Annotated in this window: 14 protein-coding genes; 13 read left to right on the top strand and 1 reads right to left on the bottom strand. The window is 62.3% G+C overall.

Going from position 1 to position 17,669, the window contains the following annotated elements:
* Positions 1 to 1,974 carry a hydantoinase/oxoprolinase family protein gene (locus tag F4X41_05225; protein MYB16420.1) on the bottom strand — a complete coding sequence of 658 codons (1,974 nt, stop codon included), beginning with the start codon at positions 1,972 to 1,974 and terminating at the stop codon, positions 1 to 3.
* Between the two features lie 196 nt (positions 1,975 to 2,170).
* Here F4X41_05225 and F4X41_05220 point away from each other — a divergent pair, with 196 nt between their 5' ends.
* The 13 genes from F4X41_05220 (at position 2,171) to F4X41_05160 (ending at position 17,644) form a co-directional block, all read left to right on the top strand.
* Positions 2,171 to 2,551, top strand: a complete 381-nt coding sequence (locus F4X41_05220; GenBank protein ID MYB16419.1) for an NADH-quinone oxidoreductase subunit A — start codon at positions 2,171 to 2,173, stop codon at positions 2,549 to 2,551.
* 3 nt (positions 2,552 to 2,554) lie between these two features.
* The gene (locus tag F4X41_05215; GenBank protein MYB16418.1) at positions 2,555 to 3,133 is read left to right on the top strand and encodes an NADH-quinone oxidoreductase subunit C; all 579 of its coding nucleotides are present in this window, start codon (positions 2,555 to 2,557) and stop codon (positions 3,131 to 3,133) included.
* A 41-nt stretch (positions 3,134 to 3,174) separates the two neighbouring features.
* Positions 3,175 to 4,389: an NADH-quinone oxidoreductase subunit D gene (locus F4X41_05210; protein ID MYB16417.1), complete on the top strand. Its 1,215-nt coding sequence runs from the start codon at positions 3,175 to 3,177 to the stop codon at positions 4,387 to 4,389.
* A 2-nt stretch (positions 4,390 to 4,391) separates the two neighbouring features.
* Positions 4,392 to 6,839, top strand: a complete 2,448-nt coding sequence (locus tag F4X41_05205; protein ID MYB16416.1) for a molybdopterin-dependent oxidoreductase — start codon at positions 4,392 to 4,394, stop codon at positions 6,837 to 6,839.
* Positions 6,840 to 7,841 carry an NADH-quinone oxidoreductase subunit NuoH gene (nuoH, locus tag F4X41_05200; GenBank protein ID MYB16415.1) on the top strand — a complete coding sequence of 334 codons (1,002 nt, stop codon included), beginning with the start codon at positions 6,840 to 6,842 and terminating at the stop codon, positions 7,839 to 7,841.
* A gap of 9 nt (positions 7,842 to 7,850) precedes the next feature.
* Positions 7,851 to 8,300 carry an NADH-quinone oxidoreductase subunit I gene (locus F4X41_05195; protein MYB16414.1) on the top strand — a complete coding sequence of 150 codons (450 nt, stop codon included), beginning with the start codon at positions 7,851 to 7,853 and terminating at the stop codon, positions 8,298 to 8,300.
* A 4-nt stretch (positions 8,301 to 8,304) separates the two neighbouring features.
* A complete protein-coding gene (locus tag F4X41_05190; protein MYB16413.1) occupies positions 8,305 to 8,922 on the top strand; it encodes a hypothetical protein in 618 nt (205 codons plus the stop codon).
* Positions 8,919 to 9,224: an NADH-quinone oxidoreductase subunit NuoK gene (gene nuoK / locus F4X41_05185; protein MYB16412.1), complete on the top strand. Its 306-nt coding sequence runs from the start codon at positions 8,919 to 8,921 to the stop codon at positions 9,222 to 9,224. Before F4X41_05190 ends, nuoK begins: the two co-directional genes overlap by 4 nt.
* A 16-nt stretch (positions 9,225 to 9,240) precedes the next feature.
* Positions 9,241 to 11,145 (top strand): NADH-quinone oxidoreductase subunit L, encoded by a 1,905-nt coding sequence (nuoL, locus tag F4X41_05180; GenBank protein MYB16411.1) that lies wholly within the window; start codon positions 9,241 to 9,243, stop codon positions 11,143 to 11,145.
* A 9-nt stretch (positions 11,146 to 11,154) separates the two neighbouring features.
* Positions 11,155 to 12,612, top strand: a complete 1,458-nt coding sequence (locus F4X41_05175) for an NADH-quinone oxidoreductase subunit M (GenBank protein ID MYB16410.1) — start codon at positions 11,155 to 11,157, stop codon at positions 12,610 to 12,612.
* Complete coding sequence (locus F4X41_05170) at positions 12,613 to 14,076, top strand: NADH-quinone oxidoreductase subunit N (protein MYB16409.1); 1,464 nt, start codon at positions 12,613 to 12,615, stop codon at positions 14,074 to 14,076. It begins immediately after the preceding gene.
* Positions 14,077 to 14,275: 199 nt separating this feature from the next.
* On the top strand, positions 14,276 to 17,083 hold the full coding sequence (locus tag F4X41_05165) for a hypothetical protein (protein MYB16408.1): 2,808 nt from the start codon (positions 14,276 to 14,278) through the stop codon (positions 17,081 to 17,083).
* A 90-nt stretch (positions 17,084 to 17,173) separates the two neighbouring features.
* Positions 17,174 to 17,644: a molybdenum cofactor biosynthesis protein MoaE gene (locus F4X41_05160; GenBank protein MYB16407.1), complete on the top strand. Its 471-nt coding sequence runs from the start codon at positions 17,174 to 17,176 to the stop codon at positions 17,642 to 17,644.
* Positions 17,645 to 17,669: the final 25 nt, after the last annotated feature.

Genomic DNA, 17,669 nt, shown 5'->3' with positions numbered 1-17,669 from the left:
TCAGCCCCGCTGCGAAATCACCAGAGTTCCGGCATCATCCATGCGGGCCAGCCAGCCTGGCGCCACCACAGTCGTGCAGTCGTCCTGGGTGACGATCGCCGGCCCCGAAATCATGTGACCCGATCCCAGAACCTCGCGTCGGTACACGGGCGTGTCGTGCACTTTTGAGTCGAAGTACGACCGAACGGTTGCCGAAGAGGCAGGATCGCCTTGCCTTTGCGCAACTGCCGCCGCAAGCGGGGCGTCGGTTTTAACTATCCCGTCGAGTCGAATCGAAACGATTTGAACCGGATGTCCCGGCAGCGAATAGGAATAGCGGCGATCGTGGGCACGGTGGAAGCGGTCAATCGGACCGGAGATCGAATCGGTGTCCCAGGGAACGGTCAATTCGAACGACTGACCTTCGTAGCGAATATCCAGGCCGAACACCAGTCGCGGGACGCCATCGGAGGCAAGATCCTTCCTGGCGAGCTCGGCCAGGTCGTCCGCGATTTCGATCAACCGGTCCTTTGAGCCTGAATTTCCCGGCAACATGACGGTCCGCGAATAAGACCGGACACGATTCGCCACCAGGGCACCGAGCGCCGATAGCACTCCTGGATGCGGAGGGACGAGTACGGACTTGATGCGCAGGCGCTCGGCCAATTCACAGGCGTGCAACGGACCTGCGCCGCCGAATGCGACCAGGGCAAAGTCCCGCGGGTCGAAACCACGTTCGATGGTGATAAGTCGCAACGCGCTTTCCATGTTGGCGTTGGCCAGATCGAGGACGGCGGCGGCGATTTCGACAGGCTCGATGTCGGGTCCGGGAAGCTGTTCATTCAACGATTGAATTGCCGAAATCGCCCGGGCGAGATCCAACTCCATGCGGCCGCCCAGCCTTACGCCAGCGGGCAGGCGCCCGAGCACCAGGTTTGCGTCGGACACGGTCGGCAGAACCCCGCCCCGCCCGTAGCATGCCGGACCGGGCTCGGATCCCGCCGACCGCGGCCCGACCTTTAGAGCGCCGCCATCGTCGACCCAGGCAATGGAGCCGCCTCCCGCGCCTACGGTATGGATGTCGATCATGTCGATCGAAATCGGGACCTGGCCAACCACTCCCGAATTTGTGTGCAGCGGCCCTCCGGGACAAAGCGAGACATCGGTGGAGGTTCCACCCATGTCAAAGGTGACGATTTCGGAATAGCCGGAAGCGCCCGCTGACCAGATCGCCCCCGTCACCCCTCCAGCCGGACCTGAAAGCACCGTGCGAACCGGAAGCTGGGCGGTCTCCTCGGTAGTCAGCAAACCGCCGTTGGACTGGACTATCCAGAGCGGTCCGGAGGCGTCACGGCGCAGTGTGTGCAGGTAGCGCTCGACCGGTTCGGCCAGATAGGCGTTGGCGGCGACCGTCGAGGTTCGTTCGTATTCGCGAAATTCCGGCAAGACTTCCGCCGAGATCGACACGCGCGGCAATCCGGCGCCTTTCAGCACTGCGGCGGCGATTCGTTCGTTTTCCGGGTTCGCGTAGGAGTGGAGAAAACAGATTGCCACGGCTTCGACGCGGGCGGCAAGCAGCCTCCGGGCAAGCTGTTCCAGTTCGTCGGGATCCGGCCGCACCAACGCGGTCCCGTCTGCGGCCGTGCGCTCGGTCAGCTCAAAACGCAGTTCTCCGGGGATCAGCGGCGCCGGTTTTTGCGGTTCGATCTCGTACAGCCGCGGCCGGTTCTGGCGGCCGATCTCCAACACATCCCCGAACCCTCGGGTCGTAACCAGCCCCACCCTGGCCCCCTTGCGCTCCAGCAACGCGTTCGTGGCCACGGTGGAACCGTGGAGGATCGCGTCGGGCGAATTCACTCCAAGGTCTTTTACGCCCTGAATCACCCCGACGCTTGGATCCGGGGCGGCGGTCGGAACTTTTCCGATCCGCGGTCCATCTTCGCCAAACGCAATCAGGTCCGTGAAGGTGCCGCCCACGTCGACGCCTACGCGCAGCGCTGCGCCTCCTTGGCCTTCAAAAGGGCATTCCCTTACATGAGTCGACGGTTTACGCCCGCCAATAAACGTTTCCGAACCAGGCTTGCGAACCCCGCGAGGCGAAGAATCGCAATCTGGTCTGGGAATAGAATTTCGGGCGCTTTCAACCGATTATTTTCCGCAACCGACTTATGCAGCGAAAGCCGGGAGCTGATTGCCAAATTACATAGGGCCGGTTTTGATGGCCGTCGTGATCACCGTATTCGCGGTGGCCAGCCTGGTTGGGGCAGGGATATTGAGGCCCCACCGGGACGTCGGGGCCAAGCTCGAAGCGTACGAATCGGGCATGCCGGCTACCGGCGATACCCGCGGCCAGCACCAGGTGAAGTTCTACATGGTTGCGATGCTTTTTGTCGCCTTCGATCTTGAGCTCGTATTCCTCTATCCGTGGGCGGTGCACTTTGCCTCGCTCACCGAATTGGGCGAAAAACTGTACATGGCCGGGCTGATGACCCTGTTCGTGGTCTTTCTGGCCGTGGCCGATCTGGTGGCGTGGAAGATGGGAGTGTTTGACTGGGCGGTACACGAAGGCTGATCCTTGTCGTCCGCTGAGATCCTCCTCCCCACCGCGCGCACGCCGCAGCTCTCAGACGAAGAGCTTGAAGCGGCGGTCCGGGGCGCTCTTCCCTTTGCGCCCGAGGACGCGGTTTGGCGGGACCGCGGCGACCTGAGCGTTCGGGTCGGTATTGAGGACCTTCACCGGTCCATTGCAGCCCTGCGCGATGAATCTGCCGTCGAATTCAAGCTGCTTGTCTCGATCACCGTTGTCCACTGGCCGGAGCGCGAGCGGGAATTCGAGCTCGTCTACCACCTGCGGTCGCTGAGCAAGAACGTCTTCATGGCCCTCAAGACCGACATTGCGATGGGCGAGAACGCCCCGACCGTGTCGGATCTCTATCTGACCGCCGACTGGCAGGAGCGCGAGTGCTACGACATGTTCGGGATCGAGTTCGACGGACACCCGGACTTGCGTCGGATCCTGATGCCGCAGCCGTACCCCTGGTTTCCGATGCGCAAGGATTTCCCGCTCGAGGGGCCGGACTTCCCGATCGACGCCTACCAGACCGACGCCCTGGGCAAGGTCGACCCCGACGATTTCTGGGGCGATGCCCGATGAGCATGCAAATGAGGGGCACCCACCAGCCGCTGCCGGCGCGAATGGCCGACCCGCCGCCGGACCGGATGATGATCAACATCGGACCCCAGCACCCTTCCACCCACGGGGTCCTGCGAGTCGCAGCCCAGATCGCCGGCGAAACGATCGAGAAGGCCGACTGCGACATCGGCTACCTGCACCGCGGCGTCGAAAAACTGATCGAGTCGCGCCTCTACTACCAGGGCATGGTCTATACCGACCGCACCGACTACACCGCCGCCCCGGCCAACAACCTTGGCTACTTGATGGCGGTCGAAAAACTACTCGGCATCGAGGACCAAGTCCCCGAGCGCGCCCACTACCTGCGCATGATCGTGATGGAACTTGCCCGGATCTACGGTCACATGATCTGGATCGGCACGCACAGCCTGGACATGGGCGCGATGTCGATGTTTCTCTACGCTTTCCGCGAACGCGAGAAGATCTCGGGGCTCTTCGAGGAGGGTTGCGGCGCCCGCCTAACCACGAATTACATGCGGGCCGGCGGCGTTGGGAGACACGACGACCCGCCCGGCTGGCTCGATCACGTCGAGGAATTTGCCAACGGGTTCACGGTCGAGGAATTCGACACGATCCTGACCGGCAACGAGATCTACCAGATGCGCACGCAGGGTGTCGGGATCATCGAGCCGGAAAAAGCGATCAGCTACGGCGTGACCGGACCCTCATTGCGCGGGTCGGGCGTCGACTGGGACCTGCGCCGCAATCAGCCGTACGCCCGCTACGACCAGATCGACTTCGAGGTGCCGGTGTTTAACGGCTGCGACGTCTGGTCGCGCTACTTGGTGCGGCTCAACGAACTCTTCCAGTCGCGGGCCATCATCCTCCAGTCCGTCGAACGCGCCCGCGAACTTGCCGGCGAGCCGGTGAACGCCAACAACGCCAACGTCGTCTGGCCGGAGATCGAACGCGTTTCGGGCTGGGAACCGGCCGGGATGCGCGGCGACATGGAGGCGATGATCAACCACTTCAAGCTGGTGATCGAGGGGTATTCACCGCCGCCGGGCGACACCTATTTCGGGGTCGAGTCGCCGAAAGGGGAACTTGGCTTCTACTTCGTCTCCGACGGATCGGGCGTCCCCTACCGCTGCCACATCCGTTCGCCGTCGTTCGTGAATCTCTCCTCGCTCTCGGAAATGGTCGAAGGCGAGCTCATAGCCGACCTGGTCGCCTGCATCGGCAGCATCGATATCGTTCTCGGCGAAGTGGACCGCTGAACATGGCCGTAAACGCGCCCGCCGACACCGTCACCCTGACTATCGACGGCCGGGAAGTCACCGTTCCCAAGGGCTTGACTGTACTCCAGGCCGCCGAATCGGTCGGGATCGACGTCCCCACGCTGTGTAACCACGAAATCCTCGAACCGGTCGGGGCCTGCCGCATGTGCGTGGTCGAGATCTCGCCCGGGCCGCCACGGCCGATGGCCTCCTGCACCACGCCCGCCGCCGACGGCATGACGGTCAAGACCGACACCGACGAGATGCAGCAGATCCGGCGTCAGACGATCGAACTGCTGCTCCAGCACCATCCGCTCGACTGCCCCTACTGCGACCAGTCCGGAACCTGCGAGCTCCAGGACGAAACGTTCGGCCTGAACATCTGGAGCAGCCCCTTCGAGACCGTCTCCAAGGCGTTCCCAGAGGAACACCTCAACGAAGTGATCATGATCAATCACAACCGGTGCATCCTCTGCTACCGGTGCGTGCGGGTCTGCGACGAGCAGATGGGCGTGCACGCCCTGGACGTATCCGACCGGGGGTCCAAATCCTTCATCGTCACCGCCCAGCACAAGTTCATGGACTGCGAACGCTGCGGCATGTGCGTCGAGGTCTGCCCGGTTGGCGCGGTCCTGAGCCGGCCGTTCAAGCACCAGGCAAGGGCCTGGCAGACGGTCCAGACGCAGACGACCTGCCCGCACTGCTCGGTCGGTTGCCAGCTGCAGCTCGAATCGCGCAAGGGCACGGTCCTGCGCGCCAGGGCCCGGCCGGTCGCCGAACCCAACCGCGGGATCCTTTGCGGCAAGGGCTTCTTCGGCTGGGAACACGTCAACGACCCCTCGCGGGTCACCGCGCCGATGATCCGCCGTGGCGGGGAGCTAGTCGAGGTGGGCTGGCCGGAGGCGATCGAGCACGTCGGTGACTCGCTGCTCGAGATCGCCCGACGCGAAGGCCCTGAATCGATAGCCGTTGTGGCCGGGAACGAACTCTCGGTCGAGGACGGCTACGCGTTCGCGCGACTGGCGCGCGGGGCGCTGGGGACGGCAAACGTTTACCAGGCCGAATCCGGGTTCGTCAGGGCCGCCGATGCGATCGAGGCGCAACTCGGCAGCGCGGCCCTTTTCCCTGACCAGGACGCGGTGCTCAATTCGGACTTCGCGCTCGTGTTCGGAGCGGATGTTAACGGGACCCACAACGTCCTCGCGGCGCACATGAAAGCGGCCGCGCGCAAGGGGCAGATGGCTTACGCGACCGCGACGCGGGTCGGCTCCGGACTGGACGTTTTCGCAGATTCGTCACTGCGCATCAAGCCCGGTGACGAGATCTCATTCCTTGAAGCTCTTGCCGAGCCGTCTACAGAATCGGCCGCCGCCTTGGGAATCGACTCCGAACAGCTTTCCGGCCTAGCCCGAAAACTCGCCGACGCCCAGCGGGCGTTCCTTATTTGGGACACCGGCGCCTGGACGCGGGGGCGCGGAGCCGAGATCGCCGCCGCTGCCAGCCGCCTGGCCGGAGCGACCGGAGCAACTCTCTGCCCGCTGCCGGAGACGGCGAACGCGGCCGGAATCTGGCGGGCCGGAATCGGGCCGGACCTTCTGCCGGGTCGGATCCCGGCCGATGATGCCGAATCCCAGTCCGCGCTTAGCACGGCATGGAGCAGTCCGCCGACCGGTCGGGGCCGCGATTTCGCCGATCTTGCCTCTTCAGGCGAACTTGCCGCGCTGTACCTGGCCGGAATCGAGGACCCCGCTCAGCTGCCTGGCGGATCGGTGAACGCCGCGGTGTTGGACGATGTCCGCCTGCTCATAGTCCAGGCGACCCACGCCGGACCGTTGACCGAGGTCGCCGACGTGGTCCTGCCCGGAGCCGCTTCGGCCGAAAAGGACGGGCACCTGATTTCGTTCGAGGGCCGCGCCAACCATCTCGAGGTCTCGGTCCCGCCACCCGGTCATGCGCGCGCCGACTGGGAAATCGCAGCCCGCCTGGCCGACTACGTCGGGTTCGGATTCGGGCACCGCTCGAGCTCCGGACTCTGGCAGGAGCTCGGTTCGTTTGGCATCGCCCAGCGCCAACCGGGCGATCCGCCCGTGGCAAAGGAAAACGGGCAGGTCCGTCAGCCCACCGCCGACCTTCCGCTGGTGCTGGCCAATGAGACCAACCTGTTCTCCGGAAGCCGCAACCTGCGCCGCGGCGAGGTCTTATCGGGGATCTACTCCGAGTGCGTCGAGATCGGATCCTCGGACGCCGACTGGCTCGGGCTCGCGGGTGGAGAGCGGGCCGTCCTGCGCTCGGCGTTCGGTTCGGTAGACGTCGAAGTCCTGATCGACGATCGGGTTCCGGCCGGGGTCGTTTACCTGGCCGACGGCCTGACTGGCGCGGCCGGCGAGCAGCTCTACCCGGGCGGAGCGGACGGGCGGCCGGTCTCGCTGCGGAAGGCTGGTCCTGCCTAGATGGACGGCTGGGATGTGGTCATCCTCGCGGTCAAGATCCTGGTCTTCTTCGTGGTGTTCTTCACCTCGCCGATGATCTGGGTCCTGGCCGAACGCAAGTACCTGGGCCGCGTCCAGGCCCGCTACGGCCCCAACCGGGTCGGTCCCTGGGGAGTGCTGCAGACGCTCGTCGATGGATTGAAGCTGGGAGTAAAGGAAGACATAATCCCGCCTTGGGGCGACAAGGTCGTCTTCTGGCTGGCGCCGCTGTTCATGGTGGTGCCGGCCGCCACCGCCTGGGCGGTCATCCCGCTGGGCCCGCGAATCGAGCTGGGCCGCGAGATCGAACTATGGATCGTGGACCTGAACGTCGCCCTGCTGTTCGTGCTGGCGCTGGGTTCGCTCAACGCCTACGGTCCGGTGATGTCGGGCTGGTCGTCGAATTCGAAGTACGCGCACTTCGGATCGCTGCGCTCCTCGGCCCAGGTGATCTCCTACGAGATCTCGCTCGGCTTGGCGATCCTGGGCGTCCTGATGTACGCGGGCTCGTTCTCGCTGATCGACATCGTCGAGTCCCAGAAGCACATGTGGCACATCGTCCCGCAGCTGCTCGGGTTCCTCATCTTCCTGATCTCGGTCGTGGCCGAGACCAACCGGGTACCCTTCGACCTGCCGGAAGCCGAGACCGAGATCGTGGCCGGCTACCACGTCGAGTATTCGGGCATGCGCTGGGCCTTCTTCTTCATGGCCGAGTACGCCAACATGCTGCTGTCTTCGTTCCTGGTCGCAATCCTCTTTTTGGGCGGCTGGAACGGTTGGACGATTCCCGGCGCCGAGGGCCTGTCCGGGATCCTCTGGATAGTCGGCAAGGCGCTAGTTGTGATGTTCCTTTACATACTCCTGCGCGGGACCCTGCCGCGGCTGCGCTACGACCAGCTGATGGGGTTCTGCTGGAAGATACTGCTGCCGGCCGGAGTCGTGAACCTGGCGCTGGCCACGGTCATGCGGATTTTCTGGAGCTAGAGAGGGCAAATGTTCGGCAAGGGACTACTCACCGGCCTGGCCAAGGTCTTCTCGATCGGGTTCCGAAAACCCATCACCTACCTTTATCCGGAAGAGCCGCGCCCGGTGGCCGAGCGCTTCCGCGGCATGGTCGGGATGCGGCGCGACGAGGTGACCGGTCTGCTCTCGTGCGTAGGCTGCGGACTCTGCGAGACCGCCTGCCCCAACGACGTTATCCGGATCGATACGTCCGAGGCCGAAGACGGGACGCGCTGGGTCGAGCGCTACGAATTCGACCTGGGCCGCTGCATCTATTGCTATCTGTGCATCGAGGCCTGCCCGGTCGACGCCCTGCAGGTCACTCCCGCCTATCACACCGTCACCCCGGACCGCTCCGAGTTGGTGATCGACGCCGACACGATGATGCAGATGTGGGAAGACTCCGACCAGCAGCTCTTCAAGCACCACTGGAACAAGTAACCAGGTGACCGAAGCCGCTTTCGTCTACCTGTCGGTTGTCGCCGTCGTCAGCGGTTTGGCCGTGGTGCTCCTGCGAAGCCCGATTCACTGCGCGCTGGCATTGGTCCTGACGGTTTTTCACGTCACCGGGATGCTGGTGATCCTGGGTTCCGGGTTCCTGGCGGTTCTTAATGTCCTGGTGTACGCCGGCGCGATCATCGTCCTCTTCCTTTTCACGATGATGCTGCTCAACCTCCACCAGCACGAAGAGACCCGATACCTGCACCGCTACCAGACCTGGCTCGGTATTCCCCTCGGGGCGCTGCTGCTGATCGAGGCCGTCTGGGTGGCGGCCGCCCAGCCCAACCCGAGCAGGGAGCAGTTGGGGCGCTATTCGCCCGAGGCCATCGACGCCGCCGGCGGATCCGCGATCGCCGCCGCCGACGTGATCTTTTCCCAATATGCGCTGCCGTTCGAGGTGGCCGGGGTCCTGCTGATGGCGGCCTCGATTGCCGGACTCGTCCTGGCGCGGCGGGCGTCCGACGAGGAAGAGATCGAAGAGGATGTCGACCCGGTCACCGACGCCGCCGGCGCCGAATACGTCGCCGCGCTCGAGGGCGATTCGCACGGGGGCGCGCATTGACCCTGCCGCTTTCGGCCTTCCTCATAGTCGGCGCGATCCTCTTCTCGCTCGGCGCGGTCGGGGTGTTGATCCGCCGCAACATTATCGTTGTCTTCCTCTCGGTCGAGTTGATGCTCCAGGGCGCGATCCTGAACCTGGGCGCTTTCGCGGTCTACAACTACGACCTGGCCGGCTACATGCTGGTGCTCTTGACGCTCACCATCGCGGCCGCCGAAGCGGTCGTGGGCCTTGCGATCCTGGTTGCCCTATCGCGCCAGATCTCCGGGTTCTTCGTCGACCGCCTCCAGTCGCTGCGCGGCTAGGTAGCAGGGCAAGCTGATGGCCGAATACTCCTGGGCTATCCCGGCGCTGCCGCTGGCCGCGTTCCTATTCAATGGATTGTTCGGACCGCGCTACCTGGGCCGCATCGCCGGGGTGATCGCCTCGCTGGCGATCGGCGGGGCTTTCATCGCCTCGGCATTGCTCTGGTTCGATTTGCCGGCCGAGGGATCGGCCGATCGCCAGCAGGAGCTCTACCGCTGGGTCGCGTCCGGCGACCTGACGATCAGCATCGGGTTCCTGCTCGACGAACTGGCGGTGGTGATGCTACTAGTCGTGACCGGAGTCTCGTTCCTGGTCCACGTCTACTCCACCGCCTACATGGCCCACGATCCCTCCCAGGCGCGCTTCTTCGTCTGGCTGCCGTTGTTCGTCTTCTCGATGATCCTGCTGGTCATGGCCGACAACTTCCTGCTGCTGTTCGTCTTCTGGGAGATGGTCGGGGTGTGCTCGTACCTGCTGATCGGGTTCTGGCACCGGCGCAACAGCGCCAACGACGCCGCGATAAAGGCGTTCGTGACCAACCGGATTGGCGACTTCGGGTTCGCCGCGGGAGTTTTCCTGGTGTTCTGGACGTTCGGGACGCTCGACTACCTCTCAGTGCACGAGCAGGTCGAACGGGCGTCGACCGGCGTCCTGCTGGCGATCGCATTGCTGTTGTTCGTGGGCGCGATGGGCAAATCGGCCCAGTTCCCGCTGCACGTCTGGCTCCCGGACGCGATGGAGGGCCCGACCCCGGTCTCGGCTTTGATCCACGCCGCGACGATGGTCACCGCCGGGGTCTACATGGTCGCCCGCCACTCGGTGATCTTCGAAGCCTCCGGCGACGCGCTGCTGGTCGTGGGGGGATTCGGGGCGTTCACGGCACTGCTGGCGGCCACGATCGGCTGCGTCCAGACGGATATCAAGCGGGTCCTGGCATATTCAACGGTCTCTCAACTTGGCCTCATGTTCATGGGGCTCGGCGCCGGCGCATACATCGCCGCGATCTTCCACCTGGTCACCCATGCGTTCTTCAAGGCGTTGCTTTTTCTCGGCTCCGGATCGGTCATCCATGCCATGGATGACGAGCAGGACATGCGGCGCTATGGGGGACTGGCCAAGAAACTCCCCTGGACATACATCACGTTCCTACTGGGTGGGATCGCGCTGGCGGCGGTTTTTCCGCTGGCGGGTTTTTGGAGCAAGGACGAACTGATCGCGTCGACCTACGCCGCAGGTGCTTCAAGCGACGGCAACTGGGGCTTTCTCATCTACTTTGCGGCAGGGCTCGTGACTTCGCTGCTGACCGCCTTCTATACGATCCGAATGATCGTAATGACCTTCCACGGATCGCCGCGCGATCAGGAACTTTATGACCACGCCCACGAGTCGCCCTGGGCGATGGTCTCGCCGCTGGTGATCCTGGCCGCGCTCTCGGTGGTCGCCGGCGTGGTGCTCGGGATCCCGCCCGAGCATGGAATCTTCCACGATTACCTGGGCCATGTCCTGCATTCGATCCACTACAAGCTCACCGGCGACGAGACGCTGACCGTGGTCATGGCGCTCGTCTCGACCGCCGTCGCGCTCGGGGGAGTGGCTTTGGCCTGGGCCGCCTACTCGCGCGGGATCGTCTCGGTCCGGCTTCTGCGGAAACTGGTGCCGGGCCTCTACAAACTGGCCGGCGAGAAGTACTACATGGACCACATCGGCGACGGATTGATCACCGGCGGGACCCGGACCAGCGCCTTCTTCCTCTGGGGAGTGGACGCGCGCCTGGTCGACGGGATCGTCAATCTGATCGGCTGGCTGGTGCGGGCGGTCGCGGCGGTCGCCCGGCGCCTGCAGACAGGGCAGGTCCAGAACTACACACTTCTGGTCGTGCTGGGCATCGCCGCGGTCGTCGGATCGCTATTGCTGGCGTGAGCACCGCATATGCCTGAGACCTCCGCTCCCCCGCTGCTCTCGCTCTGCGTCTGGCTCCCGCTGGCCGGGGCGGTCGCGACCTGGTTCATGCGGTCGCGCCAGGCCGCCACCGCGACCGCCCTGCTTTTCTCGCTATTAACCCTCGGTGCGGTCCTCTCGGTCGTTTTCGGCTTCGACTCCGACGTGGCCGGCTACCAGTACCTCGAGCAGCGCGACTGGATCCCGCAGTTCGGCCTGCAGTACAAGCTTGGCGTCGACGGGATCTCGATCCTGATGGTTCTGCTCACCGGTCTGTTGACCCCGATCGTTATCGGCACGTCCTGGCTATCCATATCTGACCGCACGCGCGAGTACATGGCCGCGATGCTGCTGCTGGAGACCGGCATGATCGGGGTCTTCGTCGCTCTCGACCTGGTCCTCTTCTACGTTTTCTGGGAAGTTGTCCTGATCCCGATGTATCTGATCATCGGTGTCTGGGGCGGCCCGCGCCGGATCTACGCGGCGGTCAAGTTCTTCCTATTCACCTTCATCGGCTCGGTCCTGATGCTGGTGGCGATCATCGCCATCGGACTGGACGCGGGGTCGTTCGACATCCAGATGCTGCCCGAGATCGGTTTGACCCAGTCGCTGCAGTACTGGGTGTTCGGGGCGTTCTTCGCCGCATTCGCAATCAAGATTCCGATGTTCCCGTTCCACACATGGCTCCCCGACGCCCACGTCGAGGCCCCGACCGGGGGCAGCGTCATCCTGGCCGGGGTATTGCTAAAGATGGGCGGCTACGGCTTTCTGCGTCTGATACTGCCACTCTCGCCGCAGGCGGTGGACGAATTCCGGGCGGCGGTGATCGTTCTCTCGGTGATCGCGATCATCTACGGCGCGCTGGTGGCGATGGCGCAGAGGGACGTGAAGAAGCTAATCGCCTATTCGTCCGTTTCGCACATGGGATTCGTGACCCTTGGGATTTTCTCCGGCAATCAGCAGGCGCTCGACGGGGCGATCATCCAGATGTTCTCCCACGGCCTGATCACCGGCGCACTGTTCCTCTGCGTCGGAGTTGTCTACGACCGCACCCACACCAGGCTTTTCTCTGACCTCGGCGGTCTTGCCGAGCGGATACCGGTGTTCGCGGTCGTTCTCGGATTCTTCACGCTCGCCTCGCTCGGCCTACCAACGATGAGCGGTTTCGTCGGCGAGTTCCTGGTCCTGATTGGCGCGTTCGGTTATTCATACGTTGCCGGGTTCGGGGCCCTTGTTGGCGTGATCCTGGCCGCGGCATACATGCTCTGGATGTACAAAAAGCTCATGCTCGGCAAAGTCAATGAAGGGTTTGCCGGCATCACGGACATGAACCGCGTGGAATTCGCGTCGCTCTTGCCACTGATGGCGATGGTGATGTGGGTCGGAATCGCACCGGACCCGTTTGTTGCCATGCTCTCGCTCGCCACCGGCCAGCTGGTGGGGCTCTAGATGCCATACGAATGGTCTGAAATCGGCCAGATCGGTCCGGAGATGATCCTGGTCGCCGTGGCAAGCACCACACCATTGATGTGGGTGTTTTCGAAACGCGACAACCGTTGGGCCTACTTGGCGCTCACGTTGGTCGGCGCGGTTTTTGCCGCCGGGATCCTGGTCGGCCAGTGGCCTCAAGAGTCCGAATCGATCCTGTCCGGACAACTGGTAATTGACCAGTTTTCCGTTTTCCTGCGTCTTGTGCTCGTTGCAGTTGCGGCCGCGGCGGTGGTGCTCGGTCTGGGCAATCTTCCGAAAGTGCGATTCGGGGCTTACGCTGCCATCCTTCTCTTCTCCACGACCGGCATGATGCTGCTGGTAGGGGCGAACGACCTGGTCGTCATGTTCGTGGCCCTGGAGTTGATGTCGATCCCGATCTACGCCCTGGTTGCGATCACCCGCTGGCGGCAACGATCCACCGAGGGGGCCATCAAATACTTCACGATGGGCGCGCTCTCGACGGCAGTGACCGCCTACGGTGTCGGCTGGCTTTACGGGGTGACTGGCGAGACTTCGTTCGCGGAAATCGGGTCGGTGTTCGCACAACGAGATATCGGCCCGCCGGAATTCCTGGCGATCGGCCTGATTGTCGCGGCACTTTCGTTCAAGATCGCGTTGGTACCGTTCCACGCCTGGACACCGGATGCTTATGACGGCGCCCCGACCGCAGTTACCGCGTTTATTTCAGTCGCTCCTAAGATTGCCGCATTAGGCCTCTTATTGCGTCTCCTGGCAGTCTCATTTGAGCCGTATGCGGTTGACCTTGAGATTCTGTTGGGAGTATTGGCCGCAATCACGATCGTTGCGGGGAATCTAATCGCGGTCGCCCAGACTAACGTGAAGCGCATGCTTGCTTATTCGAGCATCGCTCACTCGGGTTACATGCTCGCCGGACTGGTTGCCACGCAATCCCAGGTAGGCGGTGGCCTCACTTACGCCGGTACGCATACCTTGTTGTATTACGCGGTGGCCTACGCGCTTATGAACACGGGCGCGTTTGCGGTCGTGATGCTGGTTGAACGGTACCGTTCGGCGGTTGACCTGGAAGCTTACCGTGGCCTGGGTCGCAGCTCTCCTGCACTTGCGCTCGCGATGGCCGTGTTCATGCTGTCACTTATTGGCGTTCCGCCCACAGCTGGATTCTTCGGCAAGCTCCTGATCATTGATGTATTGATCAATGGGGGCGCAGCTTGGTTGGCGATATTGCTGGTGCTGGCAGCCGTGGTCTCGGCTTTTTACTACCTAAGGGTGGTGGTGAACATGTATATGCGTGCGTCGGATCCGGACGCAAGCAGAGTCGAGACTCCAGATGCGGTAGGCGCCGTCCTTGCAACGACGGCAATAGGAACGATCGCAATTGGGATTTGGTCGGGAGTTTTGCTCGACTTGGCAAATTCCGGCGCGGTACTTGCCGGCGTTTAGTCCCGGCGCCGGGGTAATGCATTCATGCTTGATCGGCGCAGGGGTTCAACAGTAACGGTGATCTAGTGCCCGGCGTTTTATCTATTAGTAAGAGCCGAAGTGGGATGGCCCCTTCGCAAATGGCAATTGCGCTGGTTATCCAAAGCGCTGCCGCTGAAGAAGTTAGATTGCACGCATATAATGGCGAGTCAATCTGTGCTTGGCGGGTTTGCTGTACGCGAGGCTGCGCCAAGTCGGCTCTCGATACAGCGAACTCACGGAAGGTTCCACCGGAGTTATCCGGCCGACCGTGCCGAATAGAAGTCAGAAGGAGGACGTTTTGACTTCGTCCAAATATTTGAGAAGTGGGCTCAAATCGGGCTTTGCTTTTCCAATCATGCTTGCGGCGGTCGGACTGTTGCTGGCGTCGCTTGTGCTAGGGCTTGGAAATAACCAAGCTCAAGCCCTTGGTGACCAAGAAGGCGGCATTTGCGGGTACAGCGATCTCATGCGAGAAGCCATACTGGCGAACAACAAGCACAAATCCTATCAGTGCAACGACGCGCTTTACATAGGTACCGGATCTTCCTGGGGTGGTACGACCTCACTGGTCGCCGGTCCCACCGAAGATGGCGCTGGCGAAGCAGTAGCTGACCAGCAGGACGAGGCCAAAGACCTTGACCTGAGCGGAAAAGGATTGTCCGAATTCAAGCCAGGCGTGGGTGAACTTGACGGTTTCGTTCGCGGTTCGCGCGTCGACTTGACCGGCAACGGGCTCACCGTGGCAGACATTGACCTGAGCGACGCGGTAAAAAGCGCTGCTGGCGCGGTTCGTTACTTGCAGCTCGGTGCTGCCGTAGGCAAGGGCAACGGCACGCTTAATGCAACAAATGGAACTCGACCCAACACTCCCCCGACTGGGCTCGGCATCACGTTTCTCCTTGACGGCGGCTCCACGTCGGCTAATGGCCTGACCACCGATACGTTTGAAGGTGTTGAGGGCGAAATCGTCTGGATCACGTTCGAATACGGCGATATGCCGAAGGTTTTGACAAACGACTCGATCAACTCGAACGACGGTGGCGTCTGGCTGCGTGTCGATTTCACGGTCGACGAGGTTGACGCTGAAACTGTCTCCGTGCTGATCAACTCGAATGACGCCCCGGGCACGCTCTATGCCGCCCCGTACCGCATCAGGGACAACGCCGATAACGACTTTGGCCGAACCGACAAGCAGTCGATCGACATTTCCTTCCATGGAGTTGGTACGTTTGCGAACGCGGTTGCCGCTTCACCTCAACCGCAGACAACTCCCGCATTTGGCAAAGACGAATTTGACGACAGCGTCCCGCGAGCTGGCCAGAGCGCCGATTTGATAGTCGTTGATGAAGACGATCCGCCGGTTTCGGTTGCGGACCGCCAGGACGCGGTTGCAGACAAGATCACCGCCAGGGTGGGCTTGAGCGCAAAACGCGTCGGTATTGATCAACTGGCCGGTAGGGACATTGGTGACACCACCAACGGTGCGTTGTTGAATACGCTCGTGGTCGGGGCCGCCGACGGCACCAGCGACAAAATTGATTCAATCAGCGTCGGTGATCTTTCGGGACTGACTGGATTGACGTCCCTCGCTGCTGATGGCACGCCCGCAGTTAATACCGACACACCTCCGAGCTTGTTGGTCGCGCTTGATCTCTCGGATAACGATTTGGCCGAATTGCCAAGCGGATTATTTGCAGATGTCGGCAAGGACAGCAATGGTGATCTCTCAACCTTGATCGATGTCTCCGGCAACAAGGGACCGACCGGGGATGGGTTCATGCTGGACAACCTCGGGCCAGTTGGCGACGAGTTGATCGCAGGCCAGGTACTGAAAGTCAATACTCCTCGCAAAGACAACCGAATCGGATTCACGGAAGGCTCCTACGATGCTGTTGAAGGCGGCGTTTGGGTCTTTGACGTGAACATCGACGCGGACGATATTGCCGCGACGGTCGTGGGCGTTCAGCTCAAAAACCTTGCGGGAGACTCCGGAAAACTCACTTCCACCGATGACAGCCACGACGTAAAAAGTGCGTTCATCAACCTGAGTAACCTGGCTGCAGGCAACTATCGGATCGCAATTGGCTTGCCCACAAACAAGAAAGAGGACACCGACAACACGTTGACCGCGCTGTTCGGGCATGCTGCTGCTGTGGCGGACCCTGCGAGCGGCACTAACTTGACGTCGGTTCTTGACGTTGCTTCGCTCATGATTCGCGATGCTTCATCCGAGGCTCCGGTAGATATGCCGACTATGCCGGAATCCAGCTTCGAATCTGTTGTCGTAACTCAGAACGAGTTCGTCGAGGCTCCCGGCAACGAAGACCTCAAGCACAACATCTCCAACTTCACCGTCACCGTTGGTGGCAACGCAGTCAGCGCCAATTTCCTGGACGTTTACAACGCCACTGGTGGCTTGGAGCGCTGGGGATACCCGACTTCCGAAGTCGTTGAAATCCCTGGTATCGGATTGACTCAGTTCTTCCAGCGTGGAGCCCTGCACCTGGCGGGCAACGAGACAGTTACTCGATTGCTGGCCTGGGACTACGTCGGTGGTGGCCTCGGTGGTAGCGTCGACCAGCAAGTCGAACCTGCTCCTGAATCCGCTCCTGAAGGTGGCGAGCAGGTAGGCGCGTTTGGTCACTACGTGGCTAACGTGGATGCCGATGGCAACGCCACTGGCTTCCTGGACTTCTTCAACCGCCTTGGTGGGGTTGACGCATTCGGATTCCCCAAGACTGAGGCTCGCGCGGACACCGGCGCGGACGGAACCCTGATGGAGCCTGGCACGACCGCCGGATTCACCCGTCAGTACTTCCAGGCCGCGGTGTTCCAGCTTGCCGAGGATGGATCCGTGCAGTTGACGCTGCTCGGCGACACCCTGCGCGGCATTCTGGTTCCCGGTTACGCTGACATAGACGCTTTCGGCGCTGCTGACGAACTGTCAGTCGGTGGCGAAGTTTCACCCCCGGTGATTGACTCATAAATCGCTGGGCGTCCTAGCAACAAGCTGGGCGGGTCCGAAAGGGCCCGCCCAGTTGCTTTATTGGGGACTTGACACGCGAGGACGGCAGGAATCGGATGCCGGCAATTGAGTAATAAGGAAACGACTATTCACGTCGCATTGCGCACCGGTGGGCTCGATAGCGCCGCGATTGAACAATTAGTCGAAAGCCCCTCCAATGGGGCCCAATGCGTGTTCAGGGGTGTTGTACGACGTGACTCTGATCTGAACCCGGTCGAATCGCTTGAATACGACGCGTATTCCGAAATGGCGGCCCGACAACTCCAGGAAATGGCCAAGGACGCCAGCAAAAAGTGGCCCGGCGCGCGGATCGCGTTGGAGCACCGGTTGGGATCGGTCCCGCTCGGTGAACCAAGCGTCATAATCGCGGTCGGAACCCCCCACAGGGCCGAGGCATTCGACTGTTGCCGATTCCTGATCGAGGAACTAAAACACCGCGTGCCGATCTGGAAAAAGGAGATCGGGGCATCGGGCGCGCGTTGGGTCGAAGACAACCGTGCCCCGGTGGGTCAGTCCGAATAACCGGATCACTTGAAGCCCGCGTTGC

The organism is Chloroflexota bacterium (genome assembly GCA_009840625.1).
In the GTDB taxonomy this organism is placed as follows: Bacteria; Chloroflexota; UBA11872; order UBA11872; family VXNJ01; genus VXNJ01.
This window is presented reverse-complemented; position numbering and strand designations above follow the sequence as displayed.

Bases quoted from the DNA above. Each gene is read 5' to 3' on its own strand.
- F4X41_05210 (MYB16417.1), top strand. From the start codon at position 3,175: ATGGCCGACCCGCCGCCGGACCGGATGATGATCAACATCGGACCCCAG.
- F4X41_05205 (MYB16416.1), top strand. From the start codon at position 4,392: ATGGCCGTAAACGCGCCCGCCGACACCGTCACCCTGACTATCGACGGC.
- nuoH (MYB16415.1), top strand. From the start codon at position 6,840: ATGGACGGCTGGGATGTGGTCATCCTCGCGGTCAAGATCCTGGTCTTC.
- F4X41_05195 (MYB16414.1), top strand. From the start codon at position 7,851: ATGTTCGGCAAGGGACTACTCACCGGCCTGGCCAAGGTCTTCTCGATC.
- nuoL (MYB16411.1), top strand. From the start codon at position 9,241: ATGGCCGAATACTCCTGGGCTATCCCGGCGCTGCCGCTGGCCGCGTTC.
- F4X41_05175 (MYB16410.1), top strand. From the start codon at position 11,155: ATGCCTGAGACCTCCGCTCCCCCGCTGCTCTCGCTCTGCGTCTGGCTC.
- F4X41_05170 (MYB16409.1), top strand. From the start codon at position 12,613: ATGCCATACGAATGGTCTGAAATCGGCCAGATCGGTCCGGAGATGATC.